This is a genomic window from Geomonas ferrireducens, from assembly GCF_004917065.1.
Lineage (GTDB): Bacteria > Desulfobacterota > Desulfuromonadia > Geobacterales > Geobacteraceae > Geomonas > Geomonas ferrireducens.
In genome coordinates this window covers 483,321-509,023 of record NZ_SSYA01000003.1, presented here as the reverse complement: position 1 = coordinate 509,023, position 25,703 = coordinate 483,321, and the positions used below count along the sequence as shown (strand labels likewise).

At 64.6% G+C, this 25,703-nt stretch carries 15 protein-coding genes; 8 read left to right on the top strand and 7 right to left on the bottom strand.

Annotated features, from left to right (window positions below; genetic code table 11):
* Positions 1-15: 15 nt before the first annotated feature.
* The 5 genes from E8L22_RS18050 to E8L22_RS21425 all read right to left on the bottom strand — a co-directional run bounded on the left by E8L22_RS18050 (position 16) and on the right by E8L22_RS21425 (position 15,336).
* On the bottom strand, positions 16-2,502 hold the full coding sequence (locus tag E8L22_RS18050) for a methyl-accepting chemotaxis protein (protein WP_136526517.1): 2,487 nt from the start codon (positions 2,500-2,502) through the stop codon (positions 16-18).
* Positions 2,503-2,539: 37 nt separating this feature from the next.
* Positions 2,540-3,295, bottom strand: a complete 756-nt coding sequence (locus E8L22_RS18045; RefSeq protein ID WP_136526516.1) for a substrate-binding domain-containing protein — start codon at positions 3,293-3,295, stop codon at positions 2,540-2,542.
* A 239-nt stretch (positions 3,296-3,534) separates the two neighbouring features.
* Positions 3,535-5,016: a M15 family metallopeptidase gene (locus E8L22_RS18040; RefSeq protein ID WP_136526515.1), complete on the bottom strand. Its 1,482-nt coding sequence runs from the start codon at positions 5,014-5,016 to the stop codon at positions 3,535-3,537.
* Positions 5,017-5,083: 67 nt separating this feature from the next.
* Entirely contained in the window at positions 5,084-10,744 is a 5,661-nt protein-coding gene (locus E8L22_RS18035) for an MBG domain-containing protein (RefSeq protein WP_162604869.1), read from the bottom strand.
* A gap of 2 nt (positions 10,745-10,746) precedes the next feature.
* Entirely contained in the window at positions 10,747-15,336 is a 4,590-nt protein-coding gene (locus E8L22_RS21425; RefSeq protein WP_162604868.1) for a pilus assembly protein, read from the bottom strand.
* Positions 15,337-15,626: 290 nt separating this feature from the next.
* On the opposite strand from E8L22_RS21425, the gene E8L22_RS18030 reads away from it, so the two are divergent.
* From E8L22_RS18030 to E8L22_RS18015, 4 genes are all read left to right on the top strand, one after another.
* Positions 15,627-16,808: a hydrogenase small subunit gene (locus E8L22_RS18030; RefSeq protein ID WP_136526513.1), complete on the top strand. Its 1,182-nt coding sequence runs from the start codon at positions 15,627-15,629 to the stop codon at positions 16,806-16,808.
* 173 nt (positions 16,809-16,981) lie between these two features.
* Positions 16,982-18,697 (top strand): nickel-dependent hydrogenase large subunit, encoded by a 1,716-nt coding sequence (locus E8L22_RS18025; RefSeq protein ID WP_136526512.1) that lies wholly within the window; start codon positions 16,982-16,984, stop codon positions 18,695-18,697.
* Positions 18,694-19,866: a cytochrome b/b6 domain-containing protein gene (locus E8L22_RS18020; protein ID WP_136526511.1), complete on the top strand. Its 1,173-nt coding sequence runs from the start codon at positions 18,694-18,696 to the stop codon at positions 19,864-19,866. The genes E8L22_RS18025 and E8L22_RS18020 overlap by 4 nt, the downstream gene beginning before the upstream one ends.
* A gap of 95 nt (positions 19,867-19,961) precedes the next feature.
* Complete coding sequence (locus E8L22_RS18015) at positions 19,962-20,807, top strand: L,D-transpeptidase (RefSeq protein ID WP_136526510.1); 846 nt, start codon at positions 19,962-19,964, stop codon at positions 20,805-20,807.
* Positions 20,808-21,302: 495 nt separating this feature from the next.
* Here E8L22_RS18015 and E8L22_RS18010 read toward each other — a convergent pair whose 3' ends face one another.
* The gene (locus tag E8L22_RS18010; RefSeq protein WP_129127564.1) at positions 21,303-21,494 is read right to left on the bottom strand and encodes a ferredoxin; all 192 of its coding nucleotides are present in this window, start codon (positions 21,492-21,494) and stop codon (positions 21,303-21,305) included.
* Between the two features lie 36 nt (positions 21,495-21,530).
* A complete protein-coding gene (locus tag E8L22_RS18005; protein ID WP_198420187.1) occupies positions 21,531-21,872 on the bottom strand; it encodes a YtxH domain-containing protein in 342 nt (113 codons plus the stop codon).
* 164 nt (positions 21,873-22,036) lie between these two features.
* Between E8L22_RS18005 and E8L22_RS18000 the strand changes: the two genes are divergently transcribed.
* The 4 genes from E8L22_RS18000 (at position 22,037) to E8L22_RS17985 (ending at position 25,675) form a co-directional block, all read left to right on the top strand.
* Positions 22,037-23,098: a hypothetical protein gene (locus E8L22_RS18000; protein ID WP_136526509.1), complete on the top strand. Its 1,062-nt coding sequence runs from the start codon at positions 22,037-22,039 to the stop codon at positions 23,096-23,098.
* A gap of 3 nt (positions 23,099-23,101) precedes the next feature.
* Positions 23,102-24,274, top strand: coding sequence for a vWA domain-containing protein (locus E8L22_RS17995; RefSeq protein WP_136526508.1), 1,173 nt, complete (start codon positions 23,102-23,104; stop codon positions 24,272-24,274).
* A 3-nt stretch (positions 24,275-24,277) separates the two neighbouring features.
* On the top strand, positions 24,278-24,688 hold the full coding sequence (locus E8L22_RS17990; protein ID WP_136526507.1) for a hypothetical protein: 411 nt from the start codon (positions 24,278-24,280) through the stop codon (positions 24,686-24,688).
* A 126-nt stretch (positions 24,689-24,814) separates the two neighbouring features.
* Positions 24,815-25,675, top strand: a complete 861-nt coding sequence (locus tag E8L22_RS17985; protein ID WP_136526506.1) for a substrate-binding domain-containing protein — start codon at positions 24,815-24,817, stop codon at positions 25,673-25,675.
* Positions 25,676-25,703: the final 28 nt, after the last annotated feature.

Below are 25,703 nucleotides of genomic sequence, written 5' to 3'. Positions count from 1 at the left end.
CCGACGCCCTTCCCGCTAAGCCGCCTTGCAGCGGAACCAGGCTGCCATACCGGAAAGTTCCTCAGCGATCTGCCGCAGTTCCGCCGAGGCGCGCCTCACCTCGTCGGTGGAGTGCTCCGACCTCCTGGTGATGTCGGCCATGCCGTCGACGTTGGCGGATATCTCCACCATGGCGGTCGATTGCTGCTCGGCCGCGGCCGCGATCCGCTCCGCCATCTCGGCACCACGGTTCGAGGCGGCCAGGATATCTTTGAGCGAGCGACTGGCCTCGCCGGCGCGGCGCACACCCTCCGCGACGTTCTCGTTGCCGGCGCGCATGGCGAGCACGGTGCGCGAGGTCCCGTCCTGGATCTCCCGGATCATGGCGGCGATCTCCGTGGTCGCCTCGGTGGTGCGCGTGGCGAGCTTGCGCACCTCGTCCGCCACCACGGCGAACCCCTGCCCCATCTCCCCCGCCCGGGCCGCCTCGATGGAGGCGTTCAGCGCCAGAAGCGAGGTCTGGTCGGCGATGTCGTTGATGATGTCGACGATGGAGCCGACCTGTTCCGAACGCTCACCGAGGTTGTGCACGAGGGCCGCCGCCTCACGCACCGAGCTCGCGATCTGCTCCATACCCTGCGCGGTCCCGGCGACGATCTCGCCCCCCTCTTGCGCGGTCGTGAGCACCTGCTGGGACGCCTCGGACGCCTGGGCGGCGCTTCCCGCCACCTCGTTGATGCTCTGCGATATCTGGCCAACCGCATCCGCCGACTGCTCCGTCGCGATGGCCTGCTCGCGGGCTCCCTGCGCCAGTTCCTCGGCCGTGATGGAGAGATGCCGTGAGTGATCGGCAAGCCTGCCGATGGAGCCGGCAAGCGCCCCGGTGATCTCGCCAAGCTTCGCGGAGGTCTGGTTGAAATGCAGCGCCAGGGCTCCGAACTCGTCCTTGCGCCCGGCGTCGAGCTTGCCGCTGAAATCGCCGCTGCCGAACCCCTCGGCAAGTACGGTGAGTTCCCGTACCGGCGTGGTGATGGAACGGGTCAGGAGGATTCCGGTCACCAGGCTGAAGACGATCATCGCCCCCCCAAGAAGCGCCACCACCAACACGAAACTTTGCACCACGCGGTTCACCGAGGCGACCGCCTTCTCCTGTTCGGTCTGGGCCGCAGTCACCCCATCTTTGCCCCGCTCGTTTTGCTGTGCCACGAGCTCCTTCAACTTCAGGTTCAGGGCACCCGCCTGGCTGCGCACCTGGACCACCTGCTGCAGCTTAGCCACAACCCCCTCCTTGGAGAGGAGCTGCCCCTTGATGCCGGCAAGATTCGCCTGCACGCCGCGCAGGACGCCGAGCTCGGGACTGCGGCTCCCAAGCTGCGCCGCCATGCGCTTCGCGATCCCCTCGGCGGCCGCGAACCTCGCCTGGAGCTCCCCGGTGACCTGGGCGATCTCCTCCTTGGTCCGCGCGGCGAAGAGTTCCCTGATGTCGCTCTTGATGTCGAGCCCCAACGAGAGGAGGGTGCCGTTCTGGGCAAGGATGTCCCCTGCAAGGTTCGACCCCTTAAGCGAATCATCGTGGCTGCGACTTTCCTGCTGGTACTTACCCGTCGCCATGGTGACCGACTGCTCGATCTCGATCACCGCACCCGAGAGCTTGGCCGATACGTTCTGCGCCATCTGCTCGTACTCGGGGGAGGGCTCCCCCCCTTTGGAGAGCACGGCTCCCTTCAGCTCCAAAAGCCCCTGGGGCCCGTTGACGAGCCGGCGCGCCTCCGCCGCCATTTCGGCGGGGACCCTGACGCCGGCATCCCCGGCGGCAACCAGGCGGTTCTTGCCGAACTCGTTCAGCGCCGCGTCGAGTTTGCCGCGTGCGATGATCACCCCTTTCTTGCCGTTGGCCTTCAGGAGCTCGGAAAGGGCGTAGTTCGCGTCCTTCAGGTAGTCCCGCGCCGTGGTGAGGCTCATGAGTTTCTGGGTGATGTCGCTGGCCGAGCCGCTGGAGGCCGAAAGCTGCCGGGCCGATGTCTTCTGACGCTTCTGGATGGTGACGTCAAGCTCGGACAGCTTCCGCGTGATCTCCTGGAGCTCCCGCTTCATCGCGAGGTCGGCCTGGCGCGCCCCCTCCTCGGCCTTGAGGCGCGCCTGTGTGGTGGCGAGCATCTCGGAGGTGAGGCTTTGCAGCCGCTCCACTTCGCCGCTGGTGCCGTCCCCCCCCTCCCCTCCCTTGAGGATCGCCAGTTCGCCGCTCACCTTGTGCAGATCGGAGAGGGTCCGCTCGCTCGCGCTGCGGGCGGCGGCCAGGGCGTTCACGTCCGTTGCGAAGGCAACCTCGGCGAGGTTTGCGGTATGCTCCTGCAGCGAGCGCTGCATCTCTATGGTCTTCAGCTGAAACGGGGTGGAGCGCTCGGTAAGGATGAAGAGCTTTCCCTGAACGAATTTCATCCCCAGAAGGCTCACCCCGCCGATGATGGCGATACCGGCGAGGGTGAGCAGGGCGTTACTGATAAGCTTGGTCTTTATCGTCATGTAAAGGCACCGTTTCTCTGTCTGAAGGCCTGAGCGACTACTTCTTCACGTAGTTTTGTCCTTCGCCCTTGATGTAGTCGAGCACCTTCTGCACTCTGGGCGAGGGCTTGCCGTTGGTGATAGCGATGATCGGCATGGTGAGAGCCGGGCTCTCCACCACCTTCACCGTCGCGTCAGCCAGGCCGTGCGGGTCGATGCCGACCGCCTCGGGGGTCGCCGCCACGCTCTCCCTGATTTTGGCGTAGTTGGTGGTGTCGAGGATGTCCTTGGCGACCTCGGCGCCGTCGAGGATCTCCTTCTTGAACTGGGCGTTCTGCCCGGGCGTCGCCTTGCCCCAGACGACGATGATGTCCTTGTCGTCGCCGCCGACCTCTTTCCAGTTGGAGATCTTCCCGGTGAAGATCCCCTTCAGCTGTTCCTTGGAGAGTTGCGCCACTTTATTGGAGGGATGAACGAAGATCACGGTACGGTTCAACGCGACCTGGGTCACCATGAGGCGGGCACGGTCCACCTTTACCCCGTCCTTCTCGGCCCCGCTGACCATCGACTCGAGCGGGACGGCACCGGCTGCGATGTCAAGCTTGCCGTTCAGGAGGTCGACGAGCCCGTCCTTCGGGGTGGACTGCAGCACCAGCAGGGTGTCGCCCGTCGCCTTCTCGAACGTGGCCTTCACCGGGGCGAAGACAGCGGCCATGGAGGCGCCCCCTCCCCCTACCTTGATTTCCTCCCCGTAGGCTGCCGCCGCAGCCAGCACCACCAACCCGCACACCGTCACCTTCAGCATCTTTTTCATTAAGTACCTCCGGGATTTTTCTCGGTGTATCGACAGGCACAAGGAAAAACCTTAGCGAAAAAATCGAGAATATCGGTATACAAGAGAAAATTAGGCGGGAATGGTGGTACGGCGGGGAGCGCAGCCAGGGGACTGACTCCGCAGGTGCCACTGCTCCTGGACGCCCCCCCCTCCCGGGGGAGGCTGGGGGGACATCGTCGCGGGGGCCGTAGCCTGATCGGGAAAATAATGTGGGTTTATTACGGAAGGGTAAGCTTCGCGGGGTCGAACTCGATGTGCTGGTAGTCGGGGAAACGCCAGCTCCCCCCCCAGGTGAAACCGCGCTCTTTGAACGCGGCGAGGAGCGGGTCTCCCGGCTGCAACATGCCCGGCAGGCGCTCGTTGCGGGCGAGATAGGGGGCCGAGGCGGCGGGAAGAACGCGGCAGAGGGCGGGGTTGCCGAGGCAGAACTCGAGCGCCGCGGCGCCCCCGTAAACCCGGGCGCCCTTTTCCCTTCCCGCCTCTTCCAGCATGAGGTAGGGGTTTTGCAGCGGGTTTATGTCGAGCGCCGCGCCGTAGCTGTGCCGCGAGAAGACACCGGCCCTTCCCGGGACCTCCCGGCAGTTGAAGGCGGAGCTGTTGTTGGCGGCCATGGAGCGGAAGTCGTCGGCGTCGAAGGCGTCGATGAGCTCCATCCTCTCGATCGGGAAGCGGCCGTTGTAGCCGTGCTGCAGCGCGTCCATGAAAAAGGCGGCAAGCGCCTGGTGCACCACGAGTTCACCGTAATGCCGCACGCCGTCGAACCCCCAGAAGGAGGTGACCAGGTAGGCCAGTTCCTGCAGGGGAACCGGGCACTCCGGACGCCAGCCCCCTTTTTCCTGCATCCGTGCCGCAACCTCCGGTGGGAGGGTGACGGCGGCGGCGAAGAAGCCGCTTCCCTGCCTGAGTGCCAGAAGGCGCGCCCCCGCCGAGAGCCGCTGCTTTAAAACGGGAGAGAGATCGGCGGGGAGCACGCTTTTAACCCCGTCGGCCGCGACCGTGACGGCCGAGGGGGCGCCTATCACCACCTGCGGCCTCTTTGCCGGATCAAGCCACTGCATCACCTGCACCAGTTCCGCCTCAGGCATCGAAACACATCCGGCGGTGCCTGCGCCGGGGGCGCGCTCGACGTGGATGAAGATGGCGCTCCCCATCCCCCGCACCACGGGTTCGCTGTTGTAGTCGACGGCTATCGCGTAACGGTAGAGGGGATCGGGGCGTAAAAGCTCCTCGAAGGAGGAGGCGTTCGTGGCACCGCGCACCACCCAGCGGTTGTAGTCGGGGGATTGCGCGTCGTCGACCCAGAGGTCCTGCGCGTCGACCTGCCGGTACGGGAAGCTCCCGGTGACGGCCGGGACCGAGCCGAAGGCGCGGGTGAGCGGGAAGATGCCTGAAGGGGTGCGGCCGTCCCCCTCGCGCTTTTCGAAGGGGGGAGCCACCCCGTTTCTGCCGAGGTTCACCGGGACCTGCGGGAGGGCCTGCTCCCACCCGGTCAGGGTGTGCTGCACTGGGTACAAAAACGCCTGCGGGCGCCCGGGTGTCCCGGGGTCCACGTAGAGGAGCTGCCTGCTGTCGGTGGTGGCAGCGATACCGTTGAGGCTCGCGCCGATATGCCGGGGAAGCTCCATCCGCGAGCCGCACCCGGCAAGGCTCAGGACCGCGAAGATGCAACCGGTAGCGATGGACCACCAACTCTGTTTCATGAGCCGCTCCTTTTCTAGACGTTAGCGACGTCTATACGATTTCGGAGCGCCGAAGGCAAGCAAAATCCTAGAAAAAGGCTAGACCGACGATCCTGCGCAAAAGCACGAGGACATCCCCGACGTCGATGACGCCGTCCGGTTTGGGCACCCCGTCCACCAGCGGCGCGAGGTCGCAGTGAGCCATGACCTCGGCGGAAGCTTCCTCTTCCCCGAGGGAAACCCTGAGCAGGCGTGCCGCGTCACCCAGGTCCACCCTCCCGTCGCCGTTTAAGTCACCGGCTATGCGCTCCACCCTTATCAGGTTGCGCTGCGCGACGCTCACCTCCCCCGTCGCACTCCGCGCCTCGACGGTCACCCGGTTCTCGCCCAGGCGAAGGAGGATCTCACGCTCGAAGAGCCCGGCTGATAGCTCCAGAGGCGCGGTCGTCCCGTTCACCGCGAGGGTGAGCCCCCCGTCCGCGACGGTGCCGCAACTCCCCCTGAGCACCACCGATGCCGCCTCGGTCCTCATATCCTGCGGCGGCGACGCGATGGCAACGGAGGGGCCATTTGCGGCGGACGTGACGCTGCGTTTGACACGGGAGCTCCTCCCCTCCCGCTCGGCGGTGAATTCGATGGTGTTGCCCCCGGGCAAAAGCGCCGCGGTCGCCGCGAAGGCGCCGTCGGTGACGGCGAGAAGTTGCGCCCCCTCCCCGTTCACGGTCATGGCCACGGTGCTCCCGGCCGGGACGGTACCTGTTACCGCCAGGGAAGTGGCGTCGGTGACGCTGTTGTCGGCCGGGGCGGTGACTTCAAGCTTAGGGGCGAGCGGGTCCAGGGTGATGCTGAAGGTATGCGTGGTCAGATTGCCGGAACGGTCGCGGGCGGCGACGCTTACGCTGTTCGTCCCCTCGGAGAGAACCACGGCAGCACTGAAAAGGGAGGCGTCGGCGCTCCGGTCGATCCCCTGCACGGTGAGGCTCGCGATCCCCGAGGCGTCGGAAGCCCGCCCTAGGAGGTTAAGGACCGGGGTGGAGGTGAAGCCCCCCGAGCTCAGCGTGGATAGGGAGAGCTCCGGCGGGGTCCCTTCGGCTGCGACGGTGAGCGCCCGCGACACCGGCGCCGCGGCAAGGTAGTTGCCGTTGCCGGGCTGGAGCGCGCTGAGCACGGTGGTCCCCGCTCCGACGATGGTCACCGTGCTTCCCGAGACGTTGGCGACCGTGGGGTCGGAGCTTTGGTAGCTTACGGCAAGCCCGCTCGTGGCACTCCCCTCCAGTTCGAAGGGGGGATCCCCCACCACCTTCTGGGCCGGTGAACTGAAGGTCACCTGCTGTCCGCTTCGGTGCACGATGAAGGTCTGCGACTTCTCCGGCGCCGTCTCGAGATCCCCGCTTCCCCCCTGGCTGGCCGTTATCACCGCGCTCCCCGCCCCGGTGATGGTCACCACGTTGCCCACGATGCGCGCGACCCCCGGATCGGAACTGCGGAAGGTGAGTGGCAACCCGGAACAGGCGGAGGCCACGATCTCGAAGGGGGGATCCCCGAAGGTCCGCTCGGGGATGGCGGGGAAAGTTATCTCCTGGCAGGACCGGAACACGTTCAGCGTCCCGTCCACCGCCGCGATTCTGTAGTTGGCGGCCTGCAGCGTCCCCACACCCGCCATGATGGGATAACTCCCGACCGGACTAGCCAGGACGGCGGTGGTGGATAGCGTCGGAGCGCCGGATAGGACGGAGTTCCCCTCCCCCTTTACGAATCCGCGGTAGAGCACGGTGAGGTCGGGGTTGGGGGTGAGGTAGGCACGTGACTTGTCCTCGGCCACGACCGTCAGCCGCGCCCTGTCAACCGTACACGGGACCGTGACGGGAGTTGCGGGATCCCAGAAGTCATCGCCGGGCTGAGAGATGGTGATCACGGTGCTTCCGGCGGTACCTGGGTGGATCTCGCCGTCCACGACGGTGGCCACCGTCGGATCGGTGCTCGTGTAGGCAAGCGGCAAGCCGCTGTTTGAACTTCCCCCTGCGGCGATGGGAGGGTCACCGTAGGTCATCGTCACCGGCACGGGTGGGATAATGCTCTGAGGCTTGCCGGTCACCGTGAGCGTGCCGTCCGCGAAGCGGTACTGGTAGTTCGCGCTGGTGATCCCTCCCAGTCCCGCGGTGATGGGGTAAGTCCCCTTCGGAGCGGAGGCATTAGCGGTGGTGGCAAGCAGAGGAGCCCCGCCCAAGCTTGAAGGAGTGTCCCACGAAGCAAGCCCGGAGAAAACGGCAGTGAGCTCGGGAGTGGGAGAGCCGGCAACCTTTGTTTTGTTCTCCGCCGTAATGAGAAGCGGGGCCTTCAGGACGGTACAGGTGACCGAGACGGGAGCAGCGGGATCCCAGTAGCCGTTGCCCGGCTGCGAGGCTGTGACCACGGTGCTTCCCGCCGCGCCGATGCGGATCTCGCCGTTCACGACGGTGGCCACCGACGTGTTTGAACTCACGTAGGCGACCGGCAACCCGCTGCTCGCGCTCCCACCGGCGGCAAAATCAGGGTCGCCCCAGGTCCTGGGCGCCGGAACGGGAAGGGTTATCTGCTGAGGTTTACCGATCACCGTGAGCGTGCCGTCCACGAAGCTGTAGCGGTAGTTGGCGCTGGTGATGCTCCCCAAGGAGACGCGGATCGGGTAGCTCCCCTTCGGGGTGGCGGCATCGACGGCGGTGCTGAGCGCGGGGAGACCTCCGAGCGAGGCTGCGCTGTCCCAGGGGGCGAACCCGTTGAAGCCGGCGGTAAGCGTCGGGTTTTCCAATCCGGCCGTCTTCGTGAGGTCGTCCGCTTTGATGACGAGCCCCCTCTGCCCTATGGTCAGTTGCGCCCCGACGAAGACCAGTTCGTAGCCGCTTCCAAGGGCAAGGGTCCCCTGGGTGATGGGGAAGCTGCCGACGTCCTCACCTGCCGTGCGTGAAATGGAGCCGGTGAAGCCATCCCCCGCCTTCAGCTCCGGCGTGAAGCTGTAGGTGAGTGCCGGGTCGGCATCGCCATAGGTCTTCGCTGCGTCGCGGGCGGTGACCGTCACTTTGATCTTCGTCTGCTTCAGGCGGTAGAGCCGTACCGCCTCCACGAGCGCCCCGGCGCTCCCTACGTTACCCGCGGTAAATCCCCTGGCACGGACATAGCGGTTCACGTTGCCCCCCATCCGTTCCGGGTCGAGCCCCTGAAGCCGCCATCCACCGGCGGTCCTTTCGGCATGCCCGAGAAAATCCCATTGCACTCCGTCGGCTGAGTACTCAAACCAGGCCCGCCACAATTCCGCCGATCGTCCCGAACGGCGCCAGGTGATGGAGGTGCCGTCCGCAGCGACCGAGAGATCCTCTGAACTCCAGCCGCCGTAGACGCGGGCAAGCTTGCTCCTCGCCCCGAAGTTGTCGAAGTTGCCGCCGAGAATGATCTTGCCGTCGGGCTGCAGGGCGACCACGCTCACCTCCAACTGCGGTGACGACAGCGGCCTGGCAAGCCCCAGGTCAAAGTCCGGGTCTAGACGTCCCTCCGGCATGATACGCGCCACGTAGTGCCGGGAAAGCAGCGTCCCGAAGCCGTCCTGAACCTGGTCGAAGACCCCGTAGATGATGATGCCCCCGTCTGTTTGCACGACGGTACCGAGGATGGTGGGGGCGTAGAAGGGGTCGGAGGAGCGCGTCGCCATGACGAAGCTCTCGTCCACGGCGCCGTCACTATCCAGCAGCACGATGTTTCTCTTTACCGCCTCGGTTTCCCCGGTGACCGGGTTCGTGATGAAACCGGGGTACTGAAGGTCGCCGGCAACCAAGATCCTGCCGTCGGCAAGCACGGCTAGGGCGTGGAGCTCTCCGGCAAACTGCAGTGGCGTACCGCCGTGCCATGCGGGGTCCAGGTTGCCGGAGGGGAGAAGCCTCATGACCTTTCCCGCCAAGGTACCGACGACGAGTAGATCATCGTGCTGCATGGCAAGGGCGTTCACGTACGAGTCCACTTCAGAAGCGGGGACGAAACGCTCGTCGCGCTCGCCGGTTTCCAGGTAACGTGCCAGGTATTGCCAGGGGGAACCGGACAACGACGAGTCGCCACCGGTGTAGAACATCCCCTCCTCGCCGAGCGGCCCTCTCGCCGGCTGCACGATCGAGGTGATCTCCGCCCCGAATGCCTCGCTCATGTAAGATTCCACCTTGGCGTTGAAGGCGGGAACCGACGCTCCGGCATCGTCGACGAGCATGAGGCTTTGCTGCAGCTCCCCGTTGATGAAGGTGAAATCGCCACCGAGCAGGAGCCCCCGGTCGGGAATGGTGGCGACGCTCAAGATGCGCCTGGTGAGCTCGATGGGGCCAAAACCGTAGTCGAAGGACCACTTAGGGGTGAGCCCCGCGCTGTATGAGACCGGCTCACCGAGGACGTTCTCGAATGAGCCTGCGATGAAGGTGCGGCCGTCAGGGCGCGGTGCCACCCTAAACACCATCTTCAACTCCATGTCATCGTCCCGCACGATCTGTGGGATGTCGTCGTCGAGCACGCCGGTCTGGTAGAAGCGTGCCAGGGCGGTGCGGGGGACGCCGCCTGCCGCGGTGAACTCCCCCCCCGCCACCAGCTTGCCGTCTCCCTGCCGCACCAGGGCGAGGAGCGCCGCGTCGGGCGCCGGGAAAGGGGCGGGGTCCAGCGCCTGATCGATGTTGAAGCGGGCCAGGTTCACGCGCCTGTCCCCGAGCGGCCCGACGGTGAAGCGCCCGCCCGCCACGATCCTGCCGTCGGGCTGCAGCGCGATGGCGGAGACCAGGAACCCCGGTGCCGTGTCGAGCGCGGCGTCGAAACCGTCGGGGGTACCGTCCGGCATGAGCCGCGCCAGGTAGGCGCGCGCGAGGGCTCCGCCGGAGAAATCTCCGCCCAGGACGACCTTGCCGTCCACCTGCACCGCCAGCGCCCGCACCACGCCCCCCGGCGCTGGAGGAACGAAGGTGCCGTCGTACACCCCCAGGGAGGTGAAGCGCGCCATGTTGGCCGAGCCGGGGGTGACGAACTCCCCGCCGACCACGACCGACTCGTCCTGCAGCACGACGGCGTAGACCGCCGCGTTACCGGCGTCATCGCCAAGCCCGCCGGTGTAGCGCCAGTCGAGCTCCCCGCTCGTGACTCCCGCCGCCGAGAGCCCGACCAGGTTCCGGGTCGGCACACCGTCCTTGATAGCGGCGAAGACACCGCCGACCACGATGCTCGTTTTCGATGGAAGGAGGGTGATGGCGTGCACCGTGACGGGACCGGCCGCGGTCACCGGGTCGAAGGCGTCTAAGGCGCCGTCCCCCCCGGAAAGCCGGGCGAGCCCCTTTCTCGGCACCCCGCCTGCGCTGGTGAAGGCGCCGCCGATCAGCACGAGTTCCGGCCCCGCCGGGAGGACGGGGTCGGGTTGCAGCGCCACGGCGTGCACCGGGCCGTCAAGGACTGGGGGGGTGAAGGAGCTGTCGAGGGTCCCGTCCGGGTTTAGACGCGCGATGTTCCGGAGGGTCACTTCCGGGGTGCCGCCGGTCAGGGTGAAGTCGCCTCCTATCACGACCTTGCCGTCGGCGCCCTGCACCGCTACGGCGTGCACCGAGCCGTCGATGGCGACGGTACCTCCATGGTAGATGTTGAAACCATCCAGATACGGGTTCATGGCGTGCCCGACGGCGGGATGGACGAGGAAAAAGAGAAGGGCCAGGAGCATCGCCCCGATGGCCTTGGTTCGCATTGCCGCGGCGGCTCGTCTCATACCTAACGCTCCTGCATGTGGATGATCCTCTTGAGCGGCCTGAGGCCGCTGTTGGTCACCAGGCGCGGTTTCACTGCCTTTCCGGGAAGCGGCGCGCTGCGGCGCCCGGCGCGGTCGGTGAAGCCGGAGAGGTCGACTCCGGCGGCGGAGCCGTTGGAGAGCGGGAGGACCGCCTGGCCCAAGAGGGAGCCCACCGCCCCTCCGGTGCTGTAGTGCACACCCCATAGGTAGGAGACCCCTTCGCCGCACGGGTCGAGGGGGGGCTTGAAGGTGGGGAAGAACACCGCGCCGCTTGTGACGGAAATCGGAGCATCTATGGCGCGCTCGCTCCCAAGCCCCGTGGAGGCGCCATCGAGGGCGATCCACCACCCCCGGTAGCTACCCTGCTGCTGTCCCGGGGGGACGACCTTCGCGGCATCGGTCACCTCGGTCAAATCTCCGCGGGTGACGGGGGTTGCGGTGCAGGCATCGTTGATCCTGAGCGCGTTGTCACCGCCCCTGTAGCAAGGCTCGAGCACGCCGAAGAGCGCGCGTGCCGACTGCGGTTCGTCCTGGTTGTAGAAGTGCCGGCCGGTGCCGAAGTAGAGCCAAAGCCGCTTGTACTGCCGGTCCTGGAGCTTCGCCACCGCCCCGGTGACCGGTCCGACGCCGTCGATCACACGGCTCGTCTTCCAGTTTGCGGGATTCGGGTCCTCGCCGGTGGAGAGCCTCAAGACTCCGCCGGTCCACCCCCCGTCGCCGCTCCGGGTGTAACCGACGTAGAGCGCCTCGTCCTCGTACTGCCCCTTCAAACTGTCGCCGCCATTCCACCTGTCCGAGTCGATCCCGGCGCCGGACATGCTGCCGCCGAAGGCGTAGGGGATATCCGTGTCGATCACCCAGTAGTTGCGCCCCTGGACGAAAGGGGGAATTGCGTTCAGGTCGACCACGAAGAGCTTCAGATTCTGGTCCGAGGTGGCGGTGAACTGGCGCGTCCCCCGGTCGACGGCACCCGTCGGGCCCGAGGCGAACACTGCAAACCAGCGCCCGTTGCGGTCGGGGTCGTGGATCTCCACGGTTCCCTCAACGCGGCGCGCCTTCACACGCAGGATGGCCGCGCCGGAGGTGGCAAAGCCCATTTGCGGGTGCGAGAACTCCCACAAAAGCCGCGGGGTCCCCCCTTCAGCGCTCTGGTCGGTGACGTCGAGGGCGAAGTAGGAGGAAAGCCCGCCGACACCGGCGGCCGGGGACTTGACGCAGGTGGCTAAGCTGCCGTCGTCGGCGCAGTCGGTGCCGTAGGGGCGGCTCGCCCCGCCAAGCCCCATCCCGCCCACAAGGACGGTGCGCCAGCTGCGCCCTGCCTTGGCGCAATTCCAGTAGTCGCCACGGCTGCAGTTCGCCGGATCACCTATGCTCGCGTCGACGAGGGTGCTCGTGCCATCCACGTAGTACAGGTGCGGGTAGAGCGGCTCCTTCAGGTACCTGAGATAGGGAAGCGCGCTCTTCGGGATGAAGCCCCATTCCTCATCCCCTAAAACCTTGCCCTCAACCGCATCGGTGTTCCCTAGAAGCTGGGCCTTGCGGGTTACCGGCCAAGTGCCGCTGTCGGGTCGCACCTTGAGCGAGCCCAGCCTGAAGGCGTGCAGCATCCCGTCGTTAGCACCGACGTAGACGGTCCCCCGCTTCCCGTACGCACCGTCCGCTTTGATGAAATCCCCATAGGAGGTGTCCCCGTATCCGCGCGGCGCGGGGAGGTGGTAGCTTCCAAGCGGCACCGCCGACTGCACTACCGGCGCAGACGAGATGATGTCCCCTAGCTTCCAGATCTTTTTCTCCGCGGTGCCGTAAGCTTGCAGATTCCTTTCCCTGGTCGGCTCACCATTATTCCCGTCTGCGTCGTCCACCCCCTTCACGAAGGCGACGATCTGATCCGCCTCCGCCCGGTCCTTGGCCTGCAGGAGCTGGCGGGAGGCATCGAGCGAGGTGTCGAGAAAGGAGGTGAGCGTCGCCTCGTCGGTCTGGGTGTACAGGGTGCGCTCAAGGGGATCCCGCGCCCAGAGCTGGCGCCCCGCACGCCAAAGGCTCTGTACCGCCTCCGGCACCACGCTCAGCGGATATCCCGCGGGCTGCGGTACGTCGACGTTGCCGTCGCCATCACGATCGGTGAGAAGCGTCGCCCGGTCCTCTCCAAGCGTGTTCGGCGCCTCGAAACGGACCACCCGGTCCTGCTTCAGGTCGAGCGACCTGTCCCTGTCGGTGTCCTCACGGATGCTGTTTGCTGCGCCGCTGGTGCCGACCAGGGGATCGATGTAGTACCAAAGGCTCTGCAACTCCCCGGTCCATGCCGCGGCGCTCCCCCAACCGTCGTAACTCTTGTTTGGGAAGAATCGGGGCTGGAGGTAAAGCGCGCCGTTGCTGTCCCCGGTGGAGAGAAGCGACGAGCCGGCGCCCACGCTGGTTCCGCCGATCACCTGCAGGAAGATCCCCGTAAGCGCCCCTCGAAGGGCGGGTAGGTTCTTGACGCTCTTCATGCTCCCCCCACCGTTTTGGGCCGTGAGCTGCATCATCTTCTCCGGGACTCCCTCGTCGGTGGTGACGCAGCTTCCGTCCGCGTTGTAAGCGCCTGCAGCGTCGCCACAGGGAGGGCCGGTGTAGACGACGTGGGTGGTGATGTACTCCTTGGGGCGGGCCGCCGGCTGGTTAAGGTCGAAGATGTTCCGATGCCGGGCGACCCAGGCGACCTCGTCGAGGTTGTAACTTCCCTGGTAAGGGGGAGCGGCCGAAACCGCGGTCTCTGCCGTGGTGGTCTTACCGGCCGGAAGACCGCCGGCACCGGACCATTTGGACACCGCATCGGCGACGAAAGCGTTCAGCGCCGGGGCACGGTCCGCGGTGGACATCCCGTCGGTAACGATGAGGACGTTGTTACGCTGGCAGCTGTACATGGAAGGGGGCTTCGCGGCATCGAAATCTCCGGTCTGGAACCGGTAGGCGCCGTTGTTGGAGAAATAACCGATGCTCTCGTAGAGGGTCTCCGCCAGGGGGGTCCACGAGGTTCCCCTGATGGCGTCGATGGCTGCGATGAGCCCGGAGCCGTGGTCACCGACCGGCGAGTAGTTGATGTAGGAAATGATGCTGCCGCCGTCTTTTTTGGCGGCCGGGAGACAGGGCCCCTTGGTATCGCAGTCCGTGGCAATGCCGCATTCCCTCTGTGGTGCGGCATCGCCGCTGCAGTAGCTTACGCAGCGGACCGCGCCCCCCTGATCGCATTCGGAACGGGCGCCGTCGTCGTTGAAGGTGATGGCGCCGAAGTTGATCTTGTTTGCGAACTGCTGGACGAGCCCCGATGGTGCCGCGCCCGCAGCTACACGCACCACGACGCTCGCAGCCGGGGTGCCGAGGTTGGTGATGCCGGCGTCGAGGATGAAGGAGGGAAGTGCGGCGTCGGTCGCGGCCCGGTTTGCATTCGCGGAAGGATCGCTGAGCCAGGGGTCCGCCAGCTCCCTGCAGTAGTCCTTGATCGAGTTCAGGCCGCAGGGCTGGTTGATGCTGAAGCCCGCCCCCTGGGCACACTCGCCGAGATAACCCGTGGTGTGCAGGAATTCGTCGTAATAGCGCGGGGTGTGGTAAACCCTCATCGCGCAGATGTCCTCGCCGGTGTTCCTCACGATCTGGAACGGCATGTGAATCTTGTAGCGCCGGATGCAGTCGTTCGCGATATCGGAGGTCTGTTCAACGCTGAAGTCGGTACCCGCCGAATAACAAAGGCTCAGGGTCTCGGTAAAGATCTTGCCCGGAGTCGGTATGTGGTTTGCGTCGTACAGGTTCCCCATGCAGAGCCCCGCCGCGCTTGAGAGCTCGGGTATGGGGGCGTTATCCTGCCACTTTTTCACCGCGTCCAGGCATTGCTCCTTCCTGTACACGCCAGGATAGATGTCGATACGGGTGGCCCCACCGTGGCTCGCCTGTGAGACATAGCCCCACTCGTTTGGGATCGGGCCCCGCACCCCGAAGGTGACCGGGAGGGGGGCGCCGTCTTTGTACACCATCTTGACGAAGCGCTTACCCACGCAACCGCGCGACTCCGCCTGCATCATGCCGGTCCCCGGGTCGTACTTCCCGCCGGTCAAGGCAAGCTTTTCGAGGTCGAGTTTACTCATGGCGAGCCAGTTCAGAAACCTGCCGGTGGCAAGGAAGGTGTCGACCTTCTTCGACTTGATGTTGACGCACAGGAAATCGGTGCCGGCCTGGTTGCAGCTGCTCGCCGCGATGCTGTCGGTGGTGGCAGTGAAGTACTCCCCGGAGGTTACGTAGCGGTACACCTTGTTTTCGTCGAAGTAGCCGGGATAGGAACCGCCCGGATTGAAGGTGTCGTCGAAACAGAAAAGCGTCGGATCTGTATAGGCGAGGTCGTACATGCTGGCTGAGTTGTCCAGCATGAGAAGGAGGTTCGGCCTCACCCCGATCCCGGGCAACGGCGGCACGCTGCAGTAGGCCTGCATGGCGGCCGCGGGATCGGCCGCGCGCGCAGTTGCAGCAAAAAGCAGTAGAACGGAGACCAGCATAACGACCACCGCGTAGCGCGCGGTCCGCGGCGCTGCACCCTTGTTCATCTCGGCCACCTCTCCCATTAAAGTGATTTCGCGGCGATGCTCGCACGGCAGAAATATTAGAAAATTTCAATCAGAAGAGTATAGCGTCGACTTCTCGAAAATAAAGTCGCCTATCGAATCGATGGGTTCCACGTCTCAAAAGCGCTCTCGGTCTAATTTGACATCTCCCCCTTCAGAGTTAATCTTTTCTTGAAATTCATTGGAAAGATCCGGTGACCTTCCCAATGGCCGTGCAGTTCTCAATCACACGACCTTTCCCTCCCCGGGGCAGGGAAACGGAGGCGGAGAAGATGAACGAGTCCATGGATGACGGTTGGCCAGGCGGCGAAGGGTTTAGGGATTACCTGGCCCGGCGCGGGGTGACGAGGAGGGATTTTCTCTCTTTTTGCGGCAGGATGGCGGTGCTCTTCGGCGCGGCGTCGCTTCCCGGAGGGGGGCGGGCCTTCGCCAAGGACGTGGCCGAAAGGCTCTCCGGGGCGAAGCGCCCAAGCGTCATCTACCTCCAGCTCCAGGAGTGCACCGGATGCGTCGAGAGCCTGCTTCGATCCGGCAGCAGCCCGGTGGACCGGCTGATCCTGGAGCAGATCTCCCTCGACTACAACGAGCTTCTGATGGCCCCCTCAGGCACCGCCGCGGAAGAGGTGCTGAAGGAGGCCGAGGGAAGGCCCCACCTTCTTCTCGTTAACGGCTCGGTACCGCTCAACGATGACGGCGTCTACTGTACCATCGGCGGCGACTCCGCCTTGAACGTCCTGAAGCGCGCGGCGCAAAAGGCGAGCGCCGTCATCGCGGTCGGCGCGTGTGCCGAGTACGGTTGCGTGCAGGCCGCCTCCCCCAACCTGACCGGCGCCGTCGGCGTCTCCGACGTCATCACCGACCGTCCCGTCGTCAACATCAGCGGCTGTCCCCCCATCGCCGAAACCATCACCGCCACCCTCACCTATTACCTCGCCTACGGTCACCCGCCGCCCCTGGACGGAAACGGCCGCCCCCTCTTCGCCTACGGTCAGCGCATCCACGACAAATGTCCGCGCCGGGCGAGCTTCGACGCCGGCCAGTTCGCCGACAGCTTCGACGACGACAACGCCCGCCAGGGGCACTGCCTGTACCGCCTTGGCTGTAAGGGGCCGGCGACCTTCGCCCCTTGCGCCACGGTCGAGTGGAACATGGGGCAGAGCTTCCCGATCAAGGCCGGGCACCCCTGTCTCGGCTGTACCGAACGCCACTTCTACGACCGCATGACTCCCTTCTACGAGAGGCTCCCCGGCTTCATGGTCCCAGGCCTCGGCGTGGAGGCGACCGCCAACACCATAGGTATCGCCGCCGTCGCCGCCTCGGTAGGTGGCGTCGCCGTCCACTCGGCCGCCACGGTGATCGCTAAAAAACGCGCGAAAAAGGCACAGCCCGAGACGCTCCCCCTCGCTGTCCTAGGCGACACGGAAAAGCGGGAGGAACAGGACAAAAAGACTTAACGCAAAGACGCCAAGGCGCGGAGACGCAAAGAGAACCTTAAAGCAAAGGACTTGTTTTGGTTTACCCCAAAAAGCCTTTTCTTTGCGCCTTTGCGGCTTTGCGTCTTTGCGTTGAAGCCTTTTAGTGCTTAAGCCTTTTGGTTTGGAGCTTTTGAGGTCAAAGGAGAAGTGAAATGGCAAGCGAGAGAATCGTCATCGACCCGATCACCCGAATCGAGGGGCATCTTCGTATCGAGTTGGAAGCGGACAACGGGAGGATAGGAGATGCCTGGGCCTGCGCCACCCAGTTCCGCGGCATCGAGCGCGTGCTGCAGGGGCGCGACCCACGTGACGCCTGGGCCTTCGCGCAGCGCATCTGCGGCGTCTGTACCGGGGTGCACGCCATAGCCTCGATCCGCGCCGTCGAGGACGCCATCAAGTGCAAGATCCCCCCGTGCGCCGAATTGATCCGCAACCTCGTCTCCGGGATGGCTACGCTGCAGGACCACGTGATGCACTTCTACCACCTGCACGCCCTCGACTGGGTCGACGTGATGAGCGCGCTGAAGGCCGATCCCGCCGCCACCTCGCGCCTGGCCGCCTCCGTCTCCCCCTGGCCCAACAACTCCGCCACCTGGTACGCCGAGGTGCAAAAGCGCGTGGCGGCCTCCGCGGAAGGCGGCCTCGGCATCTTCTCCGGCGGCTACTGGGGACACCCTGCCTACCGTCTCCCCCCCGAGGCGAACCTCATGGCGCTCGCCCACTACCTGGAGGCGCTCTCCTGGCAGCGCGACATCATCCGCCTGCACACCATCTTCGCCGGGAAGAACCCGCACCCGAACTACCTGGTGGGGGGGATGGGCTGCTCGATCAATTTGAACAACCAGATCACGGTGAACCAGGTGCGCCTCGACGAGATGGCGGGGATGATCGACCAGGCGAAGCGCTTCGTCCTGGAGGTCTACTACCCCGACGTCCTCGCCATCGCCTCCTTCTACCCGGACTACGCCGCCATCGGCGCCTCTTCCCCCAATCTCATGGCGACCGGTGAGAGCGCCTGGTCCTGTTCGGGCGCCCCGGCGGGAGGGGTCTTCCCCGCCGCCCTTCTCATGGACGGCAACTACGGCACGGCCCACCCCTTCGATTCCAAAAGGGTCGCCGAGTTCGTCTCCTCCGCTTGGTACAGCCAGCCCGAGGGGGACCGGCAGGGGCTTCACCCGTGGCAGGGACGCACCGAGCCGCGCTACACCGGTCCGAAGCCCCCCTTCAAGCAGCTCTCCGACCACCCTAAGTACACCTGGTGCAAGGCGCCGCGTTACGACGGCCGCGCCGTGCAGGTAGGCCCGAACGCCCGGATCATGGTGGCCGTGGCGCAGGGGCACGCCGAGACCGTGCAGCTCGCGAAAGAGGGGCTCGGAAAACTCCACGCCGGCATCGAAGCGCTCAACTCGACTTTAGGGCGCACCTACTGCCGGGCGCTCGAGTCGGTCATCCTCGCCCGGCGTATGGATCAGTGGTTCGCCCAGTTGAACGAAAGGATCAAGTCCGGCGACACGGCCACCTTCAACAAGGAGCGCTGGGAGCCCTCAAGCTGGCCCAAACAGGCACAGGGGATGGGGTTCATGGAGGCGGCGCGCGGCACCCTCTCGCACTGGATCGAGATCGAAAACGGTCGCATCGCGCGCTACCAGGCGGTGGTGCCGAGTACCTGGAACAGCTCCGGCCGCGACCCGGGCGGGCAGCGCGGCCCCTACGAGGAGGCGCTTGCCGGCGGCGGGAAGCATCCGTTGGTGGACGCGAAACGCCCACTCGAGGTGCTGCGCACCATCCATTCTTTTGACCCGTGCATATCCTGCGCGGTGCACGTGCTGGTGCCCGGGGGGAGCGGGGTGGAGGTGAAGGTGCGATGAGTCTCTACGACATACCTGAATCCGAGATACGGATCGAGCTCGAGGACCCGGTACCCTTTGGCAGGAGGAAGAGACGGGAACTCCTCATCGCCGCGGCGCTTGGCGCCCCTTTCGGGACCGACGATCCGGTCGACCTAGCCCTTTTGAGCGCGGCTTCGAAGAAGGAGGACCTGCGCCACTACGAGCAGCTCGCCTTCACCCCGCTGGAGCCGAGACTTGCCAGGAGCGTCGCGCGGGTGCGCCGCGTCGATAGCGGCGAGGAGGCGCTCATCGCCCGCGGCGAGGTAGACGGCATCCTCTACCTCTGCCACCCGGACGAGGCGACGCGCTACCGCGCGGAGATGCAGGCGGAGATGCGCATGACCCACGGCTTCCGTGCCCTCGGCATCGGCAGGGGGAGCGTCGCTCCGGACGGGTCGGAACGCTGGGATTTCCTGGGGTACATCCCGGTGCGCGCCACCCGGCGCAAGAGCAGGCGCATCGAGGAGCCCGCCGAATTCCGTTACGTCCCGGTGTGGGACTGGCAACTGCGCGTGCTGCACTGGTTCTCCGTTTTTCTCATCCTGGTCCTCTCCGCGACCGGACTTTTAATGGGAAGCGGCCGCCTCGTCTACGGCGGGGCGGAGGGGTTCACCAACTACTTAAGCTGGCTGAGGCTCGTGCACTTCGTTGCCGGCTGGCTTCTTCTGTGCGCCGCCATCCTGCGCATCGCCGGTCTCTTCCTCGCCTCCAACCAGTTCCAGCGCTGGTACGCCCTCTTCCCGGTGCGCATGCGCGACCTAAAGAACCTGGTGCAGGTGGCGCTCAACTACCTTTTCTGCCGCTTCGACCGCCCTCCCCACTACATCGGGCACAACCCGCTGCAGCAGGTAGCCTACACCGCCATCTTCGGGGTGGGGCTCCTGGCGCTTTTCACCGGCTTCGCCCTTTACGCCCTCTACGACCCGGGGAACATCGTCTTCCGCTACTTCGTCATGTTCGACGACCTGGTCGGCGTGCAGTACGTCCGCCTGGTGCATCAGTTCGTCATGTGGATCTTCCTTGCCTTCATCCCGATCCACGTCTACCTCTCGGTGCGTGCCGACACCGTGGAGCGCGAAGGTGCCCTCTCCTCCATCGTGAGCGGCGGGCGCTGGTGCCGCAAGGGAACCCACTTCGAGGATGCCTGACCTCCAATTGACAATGGGCAATTGACGATGGACAATTTGATCGCGAAAAAACCGCCGGGGCGGATGCTCCGGCGGTTCTCGTTTGTGGAGGACCTATGGCTACCCTGCTTCGGACGATACTCCTGCTCTCCATTTTCCTCATGTCGGCAACGACGGCGCCGGCAGCGCAGAAGGTGAAGTCTCTTTGCGAGATCAGCTACCCGAGCGACTCCCGCATACCGTGGAGTTGCCGGAAGCTCACGTCCAAGGATACGCCGCAGGGGCTTTTCGGTGCTCTGTGGCGCGACGTGCTCCGCTTCAACCGGATGGACCGGCGCCACTTCTTAGGCGGAGTCTCGATTAAGGTCCCGAAGAACCTCGCGCAGGTGAAGAACTTCAACCCCATGCCGCTCACCTATCCCGCAGCCGCCAAGGAGCCCAAGTTCATCCTGGTGGATCAGACCGAGATGTTCCTGGGCGCCTACGAGTACGGGAATCTACGCTTTTCCTCCCCCATCGCCCTCGGCATCGAAGGGATGATGGTCCCCAACGGCACCTTCCGCGTCGACGCAGCGGACCGCCACCACCAGTCGAACCTGTACCCGGTGGAGGAGATCGGCCGCCCCTACCCCATGCACTACGGGCTCAGGTTCTGGGTGGACAAGAGCAAGGACGAGGAGCCCTCCTACTGGATCCACGGCCGCGACCTCCCCGGCTACCCCGCCTCCCACGGCTGCATCGGGCTCTACGACGAGGAGATGCAGTACGACTACTACCGCAAACACGACCGCAAGGTGAACGGAAAGAACTACCACGAGCTCACCCGCCCCTTCCTCGAGGACGCCAAGGCCCTGTACGTTTGGGCCGTCGATCAGCGCAGCGACCCCGGAAAATTCCACAAGGTAAAAAACGGCCCGCTGGTGGTGATCACCGGCCGGCCGCCGCACACGCCGAAGAAGTAGCTGCCCGGCCTCGAAGTTTCCCACGAAGCGCTGCGGGCGAATTTGGGCTCCCCCCTTTGCGAAGGGGGGGCTCGCCCCCCGTAGCGCGCCTCCGCGAAGGGGGGACGGGGGGGATTTGCTTTTTGCTCCTCAGCTTGCGCCGGCTGAATGGGTTCAAAGAGTTGTGCTCCTCCTGGACGAACGATCACAGAGAGCGTCGAGGCAGAAAGAGCTTGTATCGTCTGACCAAGGCAAATCCCCCCTGTCCCCCCTTCGCAAAGGGGGAGACGCTGGGGCGCATGCAGCACTTCGTGGTCTGCTGCACTCCACGGTCCCCAGGATTCCCTAAAACCTGGCGTAATGGGTCTGGTGGTGGCCAACAACAAAAAGGCCGCCTCCCGGTTGGGTGGCGGCCTTTTCTCTCGGCCTTTCTAAACTGCGCTCTTCTTGATCCTTTCCTGCACCCGCCGCAATCGGCACGGGCGCCTTTCATAGCGCCCCTGCCCCCTGCAGACGTCACCGCCAGTGGATGCAGCTAACCGGGCAAACGTCGATCGCATCGCGCTGAATGGCGTCCTCAGAAGCGCCGACCGGATCGTATGCCTCGGCCTTGCCGTTGTCGGCAAAGCGGAATACTTCCGGCACGTTGTCCGTGCAAAGCCCGCAGCTGATGCAGACGTCTTGATCGACCCAGGGTTCTTTTGCCATGGCTGTACCTCCAGTAAGTTTGATGTGTACTGCTCGCTAGATGCTATCCTCAAGCCTCTTTCTCTGTTCTTCCAGTTTCTCCTGCGCCCTTTCCAGAGCGGCGAGAAGCATCTTCTTCGACTCTTTAGTGAGGGTCTCCTTCTCCTTCATGAACTCGGCGGCACGGTCGGTCGCCTTCTCCACGAAATCGGAAACGGTTTCAGCGAACTCGCTCACCGTGTCGTTGGCCTTCTCGCTCATATCCTCCGCCAGCGAGGCCAGGTACTTCCGCGTCTTCTTCCCAGTCTGCGGCGCCAGTAAAAGCGCGAGCCCGGCGCCGATCAGGCCGCCGATCACCAGACTCGCCATCCCCCCTCCTTCGCACTCCTTGTGTCCCATACCGTGCTCCTCCGTCCCTTTGGGTTTGAACGACAGCGGTAATACTAGCAACTAAATTATTTTCGTCCAATTCAAAATCCAATTTAACCTCTTCCACCTTCTCATGAATCTGTGTAAGATATCGGTTTGTCTCAACTTCAAGAGCAGGAAAGGTTCAGGCTGCCATGAATATTGAACAGATGAAGACGGTTGTAAAAGAAATACTCTCTAAGACCGACCTGACCCCATGCGTCGTCGGGCACCGCGGCGTCGGCAAGAGCGCGGGGATCATCCAGGCCTGCCGTGAGCTCGACCGCCAGTACGTGTCGCTGCGCCTTGGGCAGATGGAGGTCGGCGATCTCGTCGGCATCCCCTTCAGAAACGGTGACGTGATGCACTGGTCGCGCCCCTCCTGGCTTCCCGCCGAGGACGCGCCGGAAACGGTGATCCACTGCGACGAGCTGAACCGGGCCCAGCAGGAGGATACGCTGCAGGCGATCTTCCAGTTCGTGGAGCCCCCGGCGGAGGGGATGCTGCGCGCCATCCACACCCATACCCTCTCACGGCGCCACAAGGTGGTGGTCAGCATCAACCCGCCCGACGGGAGCTACCAGGTGGCGACCCTCGACCGTGCGCTCATCGACCGCATGGTGATGCTCTTCGTGGAGACCGACTACCAGTGCTGGGCGCGCTACGCGCAGAAGCGGGAGCTTGCAGGCGAAGTGCGCCAGTTTCTCGCCGGCAACCACGGCTTCCTCGCCAAACAGGGGATGCCGATGGAGATGCAGGTGGAGCCGAGCGAGCGCGCCTGGGAGATGGTGAGCGTCCTCAAGAAGAACTGCCGCTTCCCCGCCGAACTCGAGATGGAGGTCTACTCGGGGATCGTAGGCAAAGAGGCGGCCATCGCCTTCTTGCGCTGGCTCTCGGACCGGAAGGGTAGGCCGGTCACCGCGGAAGAGATCCTGAACGCCTGGACGGAAGTGGCCGAACGGGCCGAGGCGCAGCGTGACGACGTCCAGGCGGCGACCATCAACGACCTGACCGCCCTGCTCCAGGTCTCCCCCACCCTCAGCGAGGAACAGGAGGAGAACCTGGTCGCGTTCATCGCCGTCCTGCCGCGCGACCTGCGCTTCGGATTCGTGAAGTCGCTCTTGAAGATCCCGGAGGTCGCCCTGCTCCTGGTGAAGGACAAACACGACGCCGTCATCTTTGAGGCCATGCAGGCCATCAGCGCGCAGGCGGGGTAGGAAGTGTCCCCCGGCACCCTGCAAAACGCCGTGGTGCGCCTTTTGAAGGAGCGCCCTTTCTACGGCCACTTCCTTTTGAACCTGCGCCGCGAGGAGATGCCGCTCAAGGGGAAGGCCGCCGGCGTCACCATAAGAAACGGCACCCCTACCCTTGCCGTCGATCCCGGCCCCTTCGGGCTTCTCGCCGCCTCGGAGCAGCAGGCGCTTTTGGAGCACCTCGTGAAGCACCTTTTGCACCTGCACATGCTGCGCGGCAAAGGTAAGAACGCCCACGACTGGGACCTCTGCTGCGATCTTGCCATAAACCCGGATACCCCGGGGCTCCCCGAAGGGGCGATCTATCCCGCCCAGTTCGATCTCCCGGACGGGCTAGCCGCCGAGGAGTACTACGCGAAACTGGTGCGCCCTTTCGACATCGGCAACCTCTCCGGCAGCGGCTTCGGCGACGAGGCCCAGGACGTCCAAGGGGCAAGCGGCGCGGGGAAGGACCCCGCCGCAGCCGCGACCGTCGACGACCACGCCGTCTGGAGCGACGCCGACAGCACGCCGCTGCCGCTTGCCGAGGAGATGCTGCGCTCCGTGACGCGCGAGAGCCTGCGCGGCAGCGACGGCGAGGCGCCCGCCGAGCTGCGCGCCGTGGTGGACGCCCTCCTGCGCCCATCCCCCATCCCCTGGCGCCAGGTGCTCAGGCAGTTCGTCGCCACCGCCGGAAGGATCGGCAAGACAAGTACCTGGATGCGCGAACACCGGCGCTTCGAGCACGACACCCCGGGGACGAAGAAGCGGCGCCGCCTGAACCTGCTGGTCGCTATCGACGTGAGCGACTCCACCGACATCGTCGAGCTGCGCGAGGCGTTCGCCCGCGAACTTTTGCAGATCGCCCGCGGCCGCGACGCCGCGATCATCGTACTCTACGCGAACAGCCGCATCCAGCGTGTCGAGGCGTTCAAAGGGAGCGCCTTCGTCCCTGAGCGCTACGACGGCGGCGGGTTCACCGACTTAAGGCCCGTTTTCGAGTACGCGAAGGCCATGCATCCCCTGCCGGCCGCGGTGATCTACCTCACCGACGGCATCGGCCCCGTCCCGGAGCAGATGGAACTGCCGACCCTGTGGGTACTCACCGCGGAGGGGGAGAAGCCTGCCCCCTGGGGTATCGAAATGAGACTGGAGGTTTAAATGATGGAAGAGACGAACTCGGCGCCCATGACCGCCGAATCGGTTGGAGAGATATTGAGGGAGGCGGGCGCCCAGGTGATGGTGCGCTCCGGGCGCAGCGAGAACTACAGCGCGCCGCGCGAATTATCCTTCGAGGTTAAGGCCATCTTCGATAACGGGATGGGGCTGCACGTGGTGGCGCGGCAGTTCAACTACCGCGACCCGTGGGAGGCGGAAGGGAGGGTGAACGACTTAGTCGACGTGATGCTTCTGCGTAGCGGCGCCCTCACGCCGCTCCCGAAGGGTTATCCCTATTTCCAGGGCATCGAAGAGGAGTGCGGACTGGATGAAGAGATGCTGCGCGAGGTGGTTGAATGCGTCCGCAAGGTGAACCCGAAGCTCTATCTCCTGCAGGAGATGACAGGAGACCTGTAATAAAGCCCCGTTGATTAACATGATTATCATGTTAGACTGTCTCAGCGTAGGGCCTATGCCTACTCTTTCGCCTCCAGGTTCATCCGAGCACCAGCCAAAATCAAAGCCGAAGTTGGGAGAGACGTAATGAAAGCACTTATGATTGCCTTCGCTGTCATCTCCACTCTCTGTCTTGCCGACGTTGAAGCGTTTTGCGCCGAACCTTTGAAGTTCGGCGTCGCCGCGATGATTTCTCCGCAGGAGACGGTCAAGTATTACGACCAGATCATCGACTACGTCGGAAAGAAACTGGGGCGGCCAGTCGAGATGGTGCAAAAACGCACCTACGAAGAGACCGACCGGCTGCTGGAAAGCGGGGAGCTGAAACTCGCCTTTGTCTGCTCCGGACCTTACGTGATGGACAAGGAGAAGTTCGGCGTCGAGCTCCTCGTGGCGCCCCAGTCCTACGGAGAACCCTTCTACTACGCCTACATCATCACCCATCGCAGCAGCAAGATCAGGAACCTGGCGGGGCTTAAAGGAAAGAGCTTCGCGTTCACCGATCCCAAATCGAATACGGGCAAGCTCGCCCCGACGTACATGATCGGCAAGAGCTTCAATCTCCCTCCGGAGAAGTTCTTCAGCAAAATCATCTACACGAGAACGCATGACAAGGCGATCGAAGCGGTGGCAAAAAAGATCGTCGCCGGGGCGAGTGTGGACAGCCTGATCTACAACTACGCCGCCAGCAAGAATCCCCGTTTCACAAGCCAGACGAAGGTCATCGCCAAGTCGCCCCGCTACGGCATCCCTCCCATAGTCACCCGCGGCGATCTCGATCCGGTGCTGAAAGCGCGCCTCAGAAACATCTTCCTGACCATGCACGAGGACCCCGAAGGTAGGGAGATTCTCGCCGGGATAAAGGTGGACCGGTTCGTAGTCCCTAAAGATGCGGATTACGACTCGGTTCGTGAGATGGAAAGATGGCTTAGAAAGAACATGAAGTAGGCCTCGCTGCTAACCGTGCAACATCCAA

Bases quoted from the DNA above. Each gene is read 5' to 3' on its own strand.
- E8L22_RS18000 (WP_136526509.1), top strand. From the start codon at position 22,037: ATGAATATTGAACAGATGAAGACGGTTGTAAAAGAAATACTCTCTAAG.
- E8L22_RS18035 (WP_162604869.1), bottom strand. From the start codon at position 10,744: ATGAGACGAGCCGCCGCGGCAATGCGAACCAAGGCCATCGGGGCGATG.
- E8L22_RS18015 (WP_136526510.1), top strand. From the start codon at position 19,962: ATGGCTACCCTGCTTCGGACGATACTCCTGCTCTCCATTTTCCTCATG.
- E8L22_RS18010 (WP_129127564.1), bottom strand. From the start codon at position 21,494: ATGGCAAAAGAACCCTGGGTCGATCAAGACGTCTGCATCAGCTGCGGG.
- E8L22_RS17985 (WP_136526506.1), top strand. From the start codon at position 24,815: ATGAAAGCACTTATGATTGCCTTCGCTGTCATCTCCACTCTCTGTCTT.
- E8L22_RS17990 (WP_136526507.1), top strand. From the start codon at position 24,278: ATGGAAGAGACGAACTCGGCGCCCATGACCGCCGAATCGGTTGGAGAG.
- E8L22_RS18030 (WP_136526513.1), top strand. From the start codon at position 15,627: ATGAACGAGTCCATGGATGACGGTTGGCCAGGCGGCGAAGGGTTTAGG.
- E8L22_RS18045 (WP_136526516.1), bottom strand. From the start codon at position 3,295: ATGAAAAAGATGCTGAAGGTGACGGTGTGCGGGTTGGTGGTGCTGGCT.
- E8L22_RS18050 (WP_136526517.1), bottom strand. From the start codon at position 2,502: ATGACGATAAAGACCAAGCTTATCAGTAACGCCCTGCTCACCCTCGCC.
- E8L22_RS21425 (WP_162604868.1), bottom strand. From the start codon at position 15,336: ATGAACAAGGGTGCAGCGCCGCGGACCGCGCGCTACGCGGTGGTCGTT.
- E8L22_RS18005 (WP_198420187.1), bottom strand. From the start codon at position 21,872: ATGGGACACAAGGAGTGCGAAGGAGGGGGGATGGCGAGTCTGGTGATC.
- E8L22_RS18020 (WP_136526511.1), top strand. From the start codon at position 18,694: ATGAGTCTCTACGACATACCTGAATCCGAGATACGGATCGAGCTCGAG.
- E8L22_RS18025 (WP_136526512.1), top strand. From the start codon at position 16,982: ATGGCAAGCGAGAGAATCGTCATCGACCCGATCACCCGAATCGAGGGG.
- E8L22_RS18040 (WP_136526515.1), bottom strand. From the start codon at position 5,016: ATGAAACAGAGTTGGTGGTCCATCGCTACCGGTTGCATCTTCGCGGTC.